The 12061-nt window shown below is 43.5% G+C and carries 16 protein-coding genes, 1 pseudogene and 1 other annotated feature; of the genes and pseudogenes, 16 read left to right on the plus strand and 1 reads right to left on the minus strand.

The window, feature by feature from the left end; translation table 11 throughout:
• Nucleotides 1–143 precede the first annotated feature (143 nt).
• Nucleotides 144–302, minus strand: coding sequence for a hypothetical protein (locus MKZ11_RS13295; protein WP_340764609.1), 159 nt, complete (start codon nt 300–302; stop codon nt 144–146).
• Nucleotides 303–465: 163 nt separating this feature from the next.
• Here MKZ11_RS13295 and MKZ11_RS13300 point away from each other — a divergent pair.
• The 16 genes and pseudogenes from MKZ11_RS13300 to MKZ11_RS13375 all read left to right on the plus strand — a co-directional run.
• Nucleotides 466–603, plus strand: a pseudogene (locus MKZ11_RS13300) (JAB domain-containing protein); the annotation flags it as partial.
• 146 nt (nt 604–749) lie between these two features.
• Nucleotides 750–1766 carry a rod shape-determining protein gene (locus MKZ11_RS13305; protein WP_340794892.1) on the plus strand — a complete coding sequence of 339 codons (1017 nt, stop codon included), beginning with the start codon at nt 750–752 and terminating at the stop codon, nt 1764–1766.
• Nucleotides 1767–1785: 19 nt separating this feature from the next.
• Complete coding sequence (gene mreC / locus MKZ11_RS13310; protein ID WP_340794893.1) at nt 1786–2679, plus strand: rod shape-determining protein MreC; 894 nt, start codon at nt 1786–1788, stop codon at nt 2677–2679.
• On the plus strand, nt 2676–3200 hold the full coding sequence (gene mreD / locus MKZ11_RS13315; protein WP_340794894.1) for a rod shape-determining protein MreD: 525 nt from the start codon (nt 2676–2678) through the stop codon (nt 3198–3200). The genes mreC and mreD overlap by 4 nt, the downstream gene beginning before the upstream one ends.
• Nucleotides 3201–3222: 22 nt before the next feature.
• Nucleotides 3223–3894 (plus strand): septum site-determining protein MinC, encoded by a 672-nt coding sequence (gene minC / locus MKZ11_RS13320; RefSeq protein ID WP_340794895.1) that lies wholly within the window; start codon nt 3223–3225, stop codon nt 3892–3894.
• Between the two features lies 1 nt (nt 3895).
• Nucleotides 3896–4693 carry a septum site-determining protein MinD gene (gene minD, locus MKZ11_RS13325; RefSeq protein ID WP_340794896.1) on the plus strand — a complete coding sequence of 266 codons (798 nt, stop codon included), beginning with the start codon at nt 3896–3898 and terminating at the stop codon, nt 4691–4693.
• 254 nt (nt 4694–4947) lie between these two features.
• Nucleotides 4948–5499 (plus strand): hypothetical protein, encoded by a 552-nt coding sequence (locus MKZ11_RS13330; RefSeq protein ID WP_340794897.1) that lies wholly within the window; start codon nt 4948–4950, stop codon nt 5497–5499.
• The gene (locus MKZ11_RS13335) at nt 5496–6107 is read left to right on the plus strand and encodes a site-2 protease family protein (protein ID WP_340794898.1); all 612 of its coding nucleotides are present in this window, start codon (nt 5496–5498) and stop codon (nt 6105–6107) included. The genes MKZ11_RS13330 and MKZ11_RS13335 overlap by 4 nt, the downstream gene beginning before the upstream one ends.
• Before the next feature lie 42 nt (nt 6108–6149).
• Nucleotides 6150–6223 (plus strand) — a sequence feature (ribosomal protein L21 leader region).
• Nucleotides 6224–6237: 14 nt separating this feature from the next.
• Nucleotides 6238–6546, plus strand: a complete 309-nt coding sequence (gene rplU, locus MKZ11_RS13340; RefSeq protein ID WP_179392077.1) for a 50S ribosomal protein L21 — start codon at nt 6238–6240, stop codon at nt 6544–6546.
• A 6-nt stretch (nt 6547–6552) separates the two neighbouring features.
• Nucleotides 6553–6879 (plus strand): ribosomal-processing cysteine protease Prp, encoded by a 327-nt coding sequence (locus MKZ11_RS13345; protein WP_340794899.1) that lies wholly within the window; start codon nt 6553–6555, stop codon nt 6877–6879.
• Between the two features lie 15 nt (nt 6880–6894).
• On the plus strand, nt 6895–7185 hold the full coding sequence (gene rpmA, locus MKZ11_RS13350) for a 50S ribosomal protein L27 (RefSeq protein ID WP_067208159.1): 291 nt from the start codon (nt 6895–6897) through the stop codon (nt 7183–7185).
• 339 nt (nt 7186–7524) lie between these two features.
• Entirely contained in the window at nt 7525–8043 is a 519-nt protein-coding gene (locus MKZ11_RS13355) for a Spo0B domain-containing protein (RefSeq protein ID WP_340794900.1), read from the plus strand.
• An 11-nt stretch (nt 8044–8054) separates the two neighbouring features.
• Nucleotides 8055–9347, plus strand: coding sequence for a GTPase ObgE (gene obgE, locus MKZ11_RS13360; protein ID WP_340794901.1), 1293 nt, complete (start codon nt 8055–8057; stop codon nt 9345–9347).
• Nucleotides 9348–9407: 60 nt separating this feature from the next.
• The gene (locus MKZ11_RS13365; RefSeq protein ID WP_340794902.1) at nt 9408–9863 is read left to right on the plus strand and encodes an ACT domain-containing protein; all 456 of its coding nucleotides are present in this window, start codon (nt 9408–9410) and stop codon (nt 9861–9863) included.
• Nucleotides 9864–9878: 15 nt separating this feature from the next.
• Entirely contained in the window at nt 9879–10769 is an 891-nt protein-coding gene (gene pheA, locus MKZ11_RS13370) for a prephenate dehydratase (protein WP_340794903.1), read from the plus strand.
• 163 nt (nt 10770–10932) lie between these two features.
• Nucleotides 10933–12057, plus strand: a complete 1125-nt coding sequence (locus MKZ11_RS13375) for a LysM peptidoglycan-binding domain-containing protein (RefSeq protein ID WP_340794904.1) — start codon at nt 10933–10935, stop codon at nt 12055–12057.
• The last annotated feature ends 4 nt before the right edge of the window (nt 12058–12061 follow it).

The raw sequence follows: 12061 nt of genomic DNA on the forward strand, positions 1-12061 counted from the left end.
TTGACAAATTCGATTATACATATTCAAATGTTTGAATATGTATAATCGAATTATACCTCCAGTTCTTTTGATTTACAAATCATTTTAAGTTAAAAATACAGAAATGTAGTTTTCTATCGTTAATACCTAAATTAATTAGTTAATCAACAATTCCTAGTGCGAAGTATCTTTACAGCGAACGACCAGACTTCGTTTATCCATCCAGTTGGTACAAGTTCCTGTTCTAATAAAGGCAAAACGACATGATCCCCACCGAAAACTAAATTTACAGGGGTAAACGAAATAAAAAGGCGACCACTCATTTGAAGTGCCCCCATAAAGTTAAACAGTTTTTCTTATCTTTTTTGACTAATTCTTTCATAAAAAAGGTAATTTTATAATTTAGTTATGCTAACTCTGAAGACATGTAGTCAAAGCCAAGAGATTGCTTTCATAATATTTCTCCCACTTTACTATTGATATCAGCCCTCACCGTCTCCTGAAGATGTTGAAGTAACCAAGAGACTTATAGAAGCTGGTTCAATTATGGGGATCGAAGTTCTCGATCATGTTATCATCGGCGACCATCAATTTTTAAGTTTAAAAGAGAAGGGATATATGTGACTTTATTCTGAAATAATCCTTCGAATGGCATGAAAAATCAATCAGGGTATATGTGACACTGTGAATTTGTTCTCCTTTCCGTTATACTATGGTGTATGATTTCATGAATGCCGTAATTAACGGTTAAGGAGAAAGGAAGAACACATTTGTTTGGATTTGGATCAAGAGATGTCGGGATTGACCTCGGCACAGCAAATACATTAGTTTTCATTAAAGGAAAAGGCATTGTCCTCAGAGAGCCTTCAGTAGTAGCGAAAAATACACATACGGGTGAAATTGTTGCAGTCGGTAGCGCTGCGAGAAATATGATTGGTCGTACACCTGGATCTATTGTGGCAACACGCCCAATGAAAGATGGCGTCATTGCTGACTTTGAAATTACAACAGCTATGATTGAACATTACATGAAAGAAGCAACGAAAGCATCAGGCGGGGCATGGAAAAAGCCGAACGTCTTGATTTGTGTGCCTTATGGAATTACTTCAGTTGAACAGCGCGCGGTTATTGATGCTTCACGCCAAGCTGGAGCAAAAGAAGCATTTACAATCGAAGAACCTTTTGCGGCTGCAATCGGAGCAAATCTACCTGTTTGGGAACCTACTGGTAGTATGGTCGTCGATATTGGTGGCGGAACGACAGAAGTCGCAGTCATTTCACTTGGCGGAATCGTAACGAGTGAATCAATCCGTGTCGGCGGTGACACGATGGATGGCGCGATTATTAGCTATATCCGTAAAATGTACAACTTGACCATCGGTGAACGAACGGCGGAAGCTATTAAAATTGAAATCGGTTCTGCCAAAGTAATTGGCAAGACGGAGAAGATGGAAATCCGTGGGCGCGATCTTCTAACTGGCCTGCCGAAAACAATTGAAATCTCTTCAGATGAAATAGCAGAAGCATTGCGGGAATCGATTTCACAAATCATTGATGGCGTGAAAAAGACGCTTGAAACAACACCTCCGGAATTATCATCGGATGTCATGGAACGAGGAATTGTTCTAACAGGTGGTGGTGCGTTGCTTCAGAATCTTGATAAAGTCATTTCCGATGAAACACAAATGCCTGTTTTCATAGCAGAAGATCCACTAGATTGTGTTGCTATCGGTACTGGTAAAGCATTAGATAATTTTGAACTGATTAAAAAAATGCAAGGTAGATAAGTGAGGGAGGATAAGGGCAATGCCGCGATTTTTTTCAAATAAACGTTTGATATTACTGCTTGTGGGCGTTATCGTCCTTGTGGCTTTAATTTCATTCTCCCTCAAAGACCGGCAGAATGCCTCCCTTCCAGAACAAGTTGTGAAAGACGTCGTCGGCTTCGGGCAATCCCTTTTCTCGAAGCCGGCGCACTACATAACGAACGTCATTGGGAATATTGATGGGATTTTGAATACATACGAAGAAAATAAACATTTAAAAGTTAGATTAAGTGAATACGCCTCTGGACAAGCCGAACTGGCGGATGTTAAAGCAGAAAACAAACGTCTACTTGAAATCATCGGCAAAGAGGATGATTTACGTGTGTACGAACCGTTACAAGCCACGGTCATCTCTCGTAACCCTGATCAGTGGGAAGAAAAAATCATCATTGATAAAGGTAAAGTGCACGGTATCAAGGAAAATATGGCGGTCATTACAGCGAATGGTCTGATTGGGAAAATTGTACTTGTCAATAAATTCACTTCAACGGTGGAACTATTGTCGACCGAAAACCGTAATTTTCGTGTCGCTGCAGTCATTTCAGGTGGAGAAGCCTTCGGACTCATCGAAGGATACGACCGGAAACGCAGCGAACTTATCATGAAGCGAATCGATTCAAGCTTTGAAGTTAAAGTGGGTCAAAAAGTTATTTCCTCAGGACTTGGCGGTATTTTTCCAAAAGGAATTCTGATTGGAGAAGTAACAGAAGTATCGACAGACGACTATGGACTGACAAAGTTGGCCTATATCCGTCCAGCGGCAGATTTTTCGTTACTGGATCATGTCATCATTGCAAAGCGCTCATCGACTATTTATGATAAAGGGACAGACGGAGACAATACTTCAGAAACTGAGGGGGAGGATGGATCATGATCCGGTTCATCATCCCTCTTATTGCCGTGTTATTGTTTTTCCTAGAGCCTGTGTTCAGTCTTTTTTCACCAATTGATATTGAGGGTAGTAGTTATACGCTTGTTCCGAGGTTTGTCATCGTGTACCTTATCTTTATAGCAGTCTATTACAGTCGCCAACGTGCAATCATTTACGGAATCGGCCTTGGACTCTTGTATGATATGTTTCATATTGATATTATTGGATTATATGCATTTCTCTATCCCTTGATCTGCTTTATTGCAACCTTAATTATTCGCCAAGTTCATCGCCATATTGTCACGGTGATGTTCCTAGCGCTGATCCTGATTAGTGTGCTAGAAGTATTATCATACTTTTTCGCCAGCCTTGTTTCATTGACATCAATTGGACTCGATGAATTTATCACAGGCAGGCTGATACCAACGATAATTGCCAATTCTATTTTTGTTGGTATGTTCGGTTGGTTTTTCAAAACTCTTATTTATAAAAGAGTAGTAGAGCGACAAAGCGAAACTTTGTAAAAGAAAATGCGGGGTGACGCAAATGACGAAACAGCAATATGTAACGATAAAAGGGACGAAGGATGGTCTTGTTCTTCGTCTTGACGACAAATGCGCCTATTCGGACATGGTTGCCGAACTCCGCAGAAAAGTGGAGGAAGACGGCTTGGAAGGGCTTGCCGAAGTGCAGGTTCATACGGGCAGCCGCTATTGTAATGAAGAAGAATTGCGGGAAATTATGAATACGATTCATGATTCACCGAATTTGCGTGTATCAAAAATCCAAAGTGATGTTATCACAATGGAAGAATGTAATAGAAAAGTGCTTGAAAATCAATCCGAAACCTATGTCGGCATCGTTCGATCAGGTCAGGTAGTAAAGGCGGAAGGGGATCTTGTAGTCGTTGGTGATGTGAATCCCAATGGCCGGGTTGTCGCTGCCGGCAGCATTTATATACTTGGTAGGCTGAAAGGGATTGCTCACGCAGGCTCGAATGGCAATACGAAGGCTGTCATCGCTGCGTCATGGCTTGAAGCAACACATCTCATAATCGCGGACAAAATGGAAACGATGACGGATGAGTTGACGATTTTGTCGGAACAGCCTGAAATGGAATGTGCTTATTTGCACCCCAATGGTTTCATCGCCATCAATCGTCTGCAGGAACTCCGGATTCTTCGGCCTGGCCTGTCATCATTTAAAGGAGGAAGCTAGTGTGGGAGAAGCAATTGTAATAACATCTGGTAAAGGTGGAGTCGGCAAAACGACGACATCCGCAAATCTTGGGACCGCATTGGCTCTCCAGGGTAAAAAAGTGTGTCTTATTGATACCGATATCGGTCTCCGCAACCTCGACGTCATTCTCGGCCTTGAAAACCGTATCATCTACGATTTGGTGGATGTCATTGAAGGTCGCTGTAAAGTTCAACAAGCGCTTGTTAAAGATAAACGATTTGAGAATGGACTCTTTTTACTGCCGGCTGCTCAAACTACTGACAAAAACGCAATTAATCCTGAACAGATGAAAACATTGATTACCGAATTGAAAAGGGATTATGACTATATATTGATAGATTGTCCTGCTGGTATTGAACAAGGTTTCAAAAATGCCATTGCTGGTGCGGATCGTGCTATTGTTGTCACAACACCTGAAATTTCGGCAGTTCGTGACGCGGACCGGATTATCGGACTGCTCGAACAGGAAGAAATTGATCCGCCGAAACTAATTATCAACCGTATTAAGCGGCACCTCATGAATAACGGAGATGCACTTGACGTCAACGATATTACGACACACTTGTCAATTGACTTGCTCGGCATCATCCTCGACGACGAGAATGTTATTACCTCATCGAACAAAGGGGAACCCGTCGTCATGGATCCATCGAACCCTGCGGCGATCGGTTACCGAAACATTGCACGCCGTATCCTCGGCGAATCAGTTCCGCTCATGTCACTCGACACGGGCAAACCAGGATTCTTCGGTAAACTTAAATCAATATTTGTGAAATAACCCTACGACCCTCGACACAAGTTTTTTGTGCCGAGGGTTTTATTGAAGTATACGTGTATAACTGGTATATCGTGGAGCTGAGGAGTTAAAATTAGAATTAGGAAGTTGCAATATGTGCGTCAAGATCTCTATACTTTTTCGAAGTTCACGCAGTAACCGAACCTTTTTAATCTAATTTTATAAAATCTAGACCAACGCCCATAATATTCCCGCTGCATCCGTCATATACTAAAAAAAACGGGTGGTGTGACCGGTTGAAGTGGAAAACAAAGTGGATAGTAGCAATTGTGTTGACACTCGGAGTGATTGGCGTAGCGAAGCTAGAGGATGCAGGTGTAATTCGAGAGCCTGTTACGCAGTATGTCACTTCCGGGAAGGACTTTATGGTGATGAAAAAATGGGTGGCAACGATGATTAAAGATCCCGGAGCCGACAAAGTTGCTGTTATGGCAGATCCACATCAGGAAGATCCCTTTTCAGCGTATGAATCAATGCAGCCATATAAAGAAGGCGTGATTGTATCTTATACGCAACCATTGCCAATTGATGCGCAAGAGAATGGGCTCGTCATTTTTACAGGTTTCACCCGCGAATCAGGGAAGACCATCACGGTATTATATGATAGCGGGGATGAAGTGACGTATGGGTACGTTGGAACAGTTTACAAACTGCCGTATACTGCCGTGAAAAAAGGGGACACGCTGGCACTCATGGATGAGGGGGCAATCTATCTAAAGGTGAAGCAAGACGGGGTGAAGATGGATGCCTCGCTGTTGCCGACTTATCTATCGGGCGGGGAACAATGAAATTTAGGCTTCATCCTGTTCTCTTGCCACTTTTTTTGTTTCTAATTGTTACGGGGAGTATTTCGATGTATGCACTTATTTTTATTTCGCTTCTTATCCATGAGGCAGGTCATCTTATTACGGCATATCTTACCGGAATGCGCATACGATCTTGTACGATTATGCCGTATGGGGGAGAAATTGTTATATGGAATCGTCATCAAGCACCGAAAAAAGATCGTTTTCTAGTTGCGCTGGGAGGGCCAGTGGCGACACTTCTTGTACTTTTGGTTGCGACGCTGGTATCCTTCCCGGGTGACGATCAAGTCATCCGGATTCAAGTCGCATTGTTAGTCCTTAACCTACTGCCCATTCTTCCGCTCGATGGTGGACAGGCCATTTGTGCGCTACTCGAGACGGAGGGTTCGATTTATCGTACACGATCGCTTTTTTTACTCCATTCCATCTTGTTTTTATCCGCGGGAATTATCCTGTTATCATCTGGTTTACCCAACACATTGCCCTACATTCTTCTAGCGATTTTCCTTCTGCTTCAAAATATCTCCGCCTTTCGATTTCAAAAATATGAAAAAGCATTTGCAGAAAGAAAATTAAATAGATTGACGTAACTAAATATACGTGGTAATATTCAACTGTTAATGTTTGTAGCACCCGTGCTACAACCGCACTGATAAGGTACAAGTATCCGTACGGATCACCTTGGAAGGCGAGTCTGTATTTATAAGAGGAGGTGCAAGTATGTACGCAATTATTCAAACTGGTGGAAAACAGATCAAAGTTGAAAAAGGCCAGGAAATCTACATTGAAAAAGTAGCTGGTGAAGCTGACGAAGTCGTCACTTTCGACAAAGTTCTATTCGTAGGTGGAGAAGACGTGAAAGTAGGCGTTCCATTCGTGGAAGGTGCTACAGTAACAGGAACTGTTGTTAAACAGGGCCGTGCTAAAAAAATCACAGTTTTCAAATACAAGCCGAAAAAGAACTACCACAAAAAACAAGGTCATCGTCAGCCATACACGAAAATCGTCATTGACGGTATCAACCTGTAAGCCGGCATGATCAAAATCATCATCAAGAAGCAATCTTCCGGTCGGATCAACTCTTTTGAGATGACGGGCCACGCCGATTTCGCGGAACATGGAAAAGACTTAGTCTGTGCAGGTGCATCTGCAGTATCATTTGGTGCTGTCAATGCCATCATCGCATTAACGGGCAAGACACCTGAGATTCAACAAGGATCTGACGGTGGTTACTTGAAAGTTAGTTTTCCGGAAACCGAAGAAAACGATCACGATACACAGTTGATTGTGAAGGCGATGATTGTTTCATTGCAGACGATTGAAAATGATTATGGGCAACATATAAAAATTATCCTTAAATAGTAGGAGGTGGCATACATGCTACGTTTAGATCTCCAGTTTTTCGCATCGAAAAAAGGGGTAGGTTCTACAAGGAACGGTCGTGACTCTCACTCGAAACGTCTTGGCGCAAAACGCGCGGACGGACAGTTTGTTACTGGCGGCTCAATCCTTTATCGTCAGCGCGGAACGAAAATTCACCCAGGTGAAAACGTCGGTCTCGGTGGTGACGATACTCTTTTTGCAAAAGTTGACGGCGTCGTTCGTTTCGAACGTTTTGGTCGTGACAAAAAGAAAGTTAGCGTATACCCTGAAGTTCAGGAAGCATAATATACGTAAGACAGAAAGGACTGCATACGAATGTGCAGTCCTTTTTTCTTTTTTAAACATCTAAAGAGGTCATGTCTTTCTTCGCCTTTCAAAAAATCTCACATTGTGGATAAGTTATCACTAAGAGAACTCACGTATAGACCCCAAGCGCCTGCCCCCTCGAGCCGCTTTAGTGGTGAAAGATTAGATCTCAACTTTTCTACTTGCTACAGGACGCGGCAATCTTAAGTTGCGTTCCTTCAGATAGGCGACCTGCGCTTTCTTTATTTTCCTCTAATAGCGAAGAAAGGCATATAGATGCTATACTGTATACATGAAAATTGTTGGCGGTGAATGGGAATGGGGAACAATAAACTTACTACAGCAGAAGCGCTGAAATTTGCAAGACATGATTTTTTAAATGAGCTTCAATTAGTCTTGCTTTACATCGATCTCGATAAACTACCGGAAGCTAAACAAAAGATTTTGGATACGACTAATCGTATGCGCGAAATAGCAATGTTAGAAAGGCTGGGACTTCTGGCTGTCGAGACATGGCTTACTACGTTTGACTGGCTTTATAGCGCATTTTCGAAAACGATGACATGCACGATTACGTCTGGAATCAGAGAAGCCGATGATACGGAAGTGGTAACTTATTTAGAGCGTTTGTTCAGTGAAGCGGAAAAAACACTTGATCCGACCTCCGAATATGAGACACAAATCGACGTACAGGCATCAGCCACAAGCTGGTCGATTACAATTACTGTGCATGGTCAGATGGAAAATAGACTTCCGGCACCAGAAGCAACTGGAAACTATACGATCAAAGAGAAAATTTCACAAAATCAATGGACGTTCACAATCAGTGGACGATAGGAGGAAAATAGATGTTTGTCGATCAGGTAAAGATTTTTGTAAAAGGTGGAGACGGCGGGGACGGTATGGTTGCGTTCCGACGTGAAAAGTATATCGCGTACGGTGGTCCTGCTGGCGGTGACGGTGGAAAAGGTGCGAACGTTGTTTTTATCGTAGATGAAGGCCTGCGGACATTGATGGACTTTCGTTATCAGCGTCACTTTAAGGCCCCGCGCGGTGAGCATGGCGGCAGTAAAAATATGCACGGCAAAAATGCAACTGATATAGTTGTCAAAGTGCCACCAGGTACGATTGTGACAGATGCGGAAGACGGTACAATCATCGCCGACCTTGTTGAGCATGGTCAGACGGCTATCATCGCTAAAGGCGGCCGTGGAGGGCGTGGTAATAGCAGATTTGCGACACCGTCAAACCCCGCACCTGAACTATCGGAAAAAGGTGAACCAGGTGTTGATAAAGAAATCAACTTGGAATTGAAAGTGCTTGCGGATGCAGGTCTTGTCGGTTTCCCGAGTGTTGGTAAATCGACACTGTTATCTGTTGTTTCTGCAGCAAAACCGAAAATTGCGGATTATCATTTTACGACACTTGTTCCGAATCTAGGAATGGTTGAAACTGAAGATCATCGCGGCTTTGTCTTAGCAGACCTTCCGGGATTGATTGAAGGTGCGCACGAAGGCATTGGTCTTGGGCATCAGTTCTTGCGCCATATCGAACGGACGCGCGTAATCATCCATGTAATTGATATGTCAGGACTTGAAGGACGCGAACCATTTGAAGACTACCTTACAATCAATGAAGAATTAGAACAATACAACTTGCGTTTGACAGAACGTCCGCAAATCATTGTTGCGAATAAAATGGACATGCCTGAATCAGAAGAGAATCTCAAAGCATTCAAGGAAAAACTGAATGACAGTAATGCACTCATCTTCCCGATTTCAGCACTTACAAGAACAGGGCTGGACGAACTGCTTCATGCGGTTGCGGATTTACTGGAAACGACACCGGAATTCCCAATGCATGAAATAGAGGACGAAGATAAAGAGAACTCAGTTATGTACAAATATGAAGGACAAGCAGCAGAGTTTGAGGTTACACGTGAAGATGACGGGGCATTCGTGTTATCGGGCTATACAATTGAGCGTCTGTTCAAAATGACCGATTTCAACTTTGACCAATCAGTACGTAAGTTCTCAAGACAATTACGTGGCATGGGTGTAGATGATGAGCTCCGTAAACGTGGCGCGAAAGACGGCGACACAGTACGCCTTCTTGATTTCGAATTTGAATTTGTAGATTAATTAGTCGGGATGAATTACTAAAAACGATTACAAAAGGGACGCACGAAAGGGGGATATCCTATGAAACAGTTGGGGGAAGGTCAGTTTTATCTTGTAAGGGAAGACGTACTGACAGAATCGATGCTGAAAATGTTAGAAGCGAAAAGGCTTTTGGCCAGCGGAGAGGAATCAACGATACAAGATGCCACGAAAAGGGTAGGACTATCCCGTAGTGCATTTTATAAGTACCGTGATACTGTTTATCCGTTCGAATCAATTGCGCGCGAGCGTATCCTTACGATTTTCATTCAGCTTGAAGATCGTAAAGGATCACTTGCGACGTTGTTGCAGATTATCTCAGAGTCGAAATGTAATGTCTTGACAATTCACCAGACGATTCCTGTTCAGGCACGAGCGAATATTACACTCTCACTTGACGTGACAGAAATGATCATAAAAATGGAAGAGTTCCTGCAACGGTTGAAAGCACCTGACTTTGTCGATTCAGTTGTCTTAATCAGTTCAGGTGCACTCTGACGGGAGGATTTTAGTATGGGAAACGGAAAGTATACGCCTACTATCGCTTATTTGGGACCAGAGGCATCATTTACGCATGTTGCAGCAAGTACTCTTTTTGGAACTTCGGGATTGATACCCCAACCTACGATACCCGATTGTATTGAAGCTGTTGTTGAAGGGCGTGTTGCCTATGCAATTGTCCCCCTCGAAAATGCATTAGAAGGTTCCGTACCGATGACCATCGATTACCTGTTTCACGGAACGGATTTGTTCATCAATGCTGAAATCTCAATCCCGATCGAACAGCATCTTATGGTCAATAAAAAACAAGAACCTTTTATGGCTGAAATTGAATCCATCAATTCTCATCCCCATGCGCTTGCCCAGTGCCATAAATATTTGCAGTACCATTACCGCCGTGTCCCGCTTATCCAGACAACTTCCACGGCGGCTGCTGCTAAATACATTTCTGAAAACCCAGATGTGAAGATTGCGGCGATCGGAAACAAGTTGGCGGCTGAAAAATATGGTTTACATATCGCAGAAGAGAATATTCACGATTTTCATTTTAACCATACACGGTTCGTCGTTTTGTCTCTGCGAAAAGAAAGTTTAAAAATAACTGGTCATTCCGCAAAACTGAAAACGACATTAATGGTAAAGCTACCAGAAGATGATCGTTCAGGTGTATTGCATCAGGTTTTATCCGTTTTTGCATGGCGTCGACTCAATTTGAGTAAAATTGAATCAAGACCCTTGAAAACAGGTCTAGGAAATTATTTCTTCATTATCGATGTCATGGAATCGGATGAACATCCCATGATGAAAGGTGCGCTAGAAGAACTCACCGCGCTTAATTGTACTGCTCGTTCATTCGGTTCTTATTTTACATATAATGAACTACCATCACGTCATTCAAAATGACAGTGATGGTTTTTTAATGAGGAAAATCCGCATTCCCTTTTCTTTAGAATAAATTACCCACTTTCGCATATACATGGCAAGAGAGGACATCACGTTCAAAATGAGCGTCACACAGACGGGCGTCCGTTCATACGATGGATTGACGGAAGGGGGAAATTTTTAAGTGGAAGTCCATATTGTTGTAAAAGGGGATACGCTATGGAAGATTGCGCGTCAATACGGTATCCCGTTTGATGATTTAAAGCGGGTGAATGCGCATCTTGCCAATCCAGATTACATCGTGCCTGGAATGAAAATTTTCTTGCCGAAAAAACAGCACAATGCCGAGCATCCTAGAACGAAAGAACCTGTTAAGCATCCTGAAAAAGGGAAGGGACCGGTGACTCCGCCTCCACAAAAAGGTACAAAACCGTCACCGCCAGTACCAACGCCTAAACCGACACCAACACCTAAGCCAACGCCGCCAATACCATTGCCGCCAATGCCGAAACCAATACCGCCAACGACAAAACCAACGCCACCAAAACCAACGCCAGCACCGCCAAGACCAGCACCTCCAACAGTGCCTGCACCAGCACCACCGCCAGCACCGGCACCAATGCCAGTGCCACCGCAGATGCCTGCTCCAATGCCAATGCCATTGCCGATGCATCCGCCGACACAAACATTTACTCATCCGATGATAGGTATCCCATGCGGATGGATGCCGATTTTTGACGCAGATTGTTTTCCGTTCATGCATTCGGGGCAAATTCAAGCAATGCCAAGGCCGGAAACGCCAATGCACCATGCTCCTTTACCATCAACACAATGTGAACCAGAATCTCCCATCTTCTCTAGCCAGGGTCCTGCAACAGTTCCATTAGAAATACCTATGGTGGAAGGTTGGCAATTGCTAGAGTCACCTGATTTTATGTTTGAAGATACTACTGAAATTGTTAGGCAGCCGCCTGCCGAGTATACACCCGATTTAATGTTTGAAGAGTCGCCTGAATTTGACCTGCAACCATCTGCACCTTGTCCACCCGGGCAGGGCTACGTACCGCAGGCTATATCACCAGCCATGCAAGGTCAATGGAATCCTGCACAATTCGGTAGTCCTGCAATGCCGCACTCAGGCTGCGGATGTGGTTGCGACGGGCAACAACACCATCCCTACCACCAGCAACAGATGATGGTTCCGATTTTTTATGGCCATCCATGTAATTGTCCTTCATGTATGCAACAGGCAACTCCGTATTCAGGAATGCCTCCTTACCAAGGCTCCAACTGGTTCGGGGCGTATTGACCGG

The organism is Sporosarcina sp. FSL K6-1508, from assembly GCF_038007465.1.
Classification (GTDB): domain Bacteria; phylum Bacillota; class Bacilli; order Bacillales_A; family Planococcaceae; genus Sporosarcina; species Sporosarcina psychrophila_B.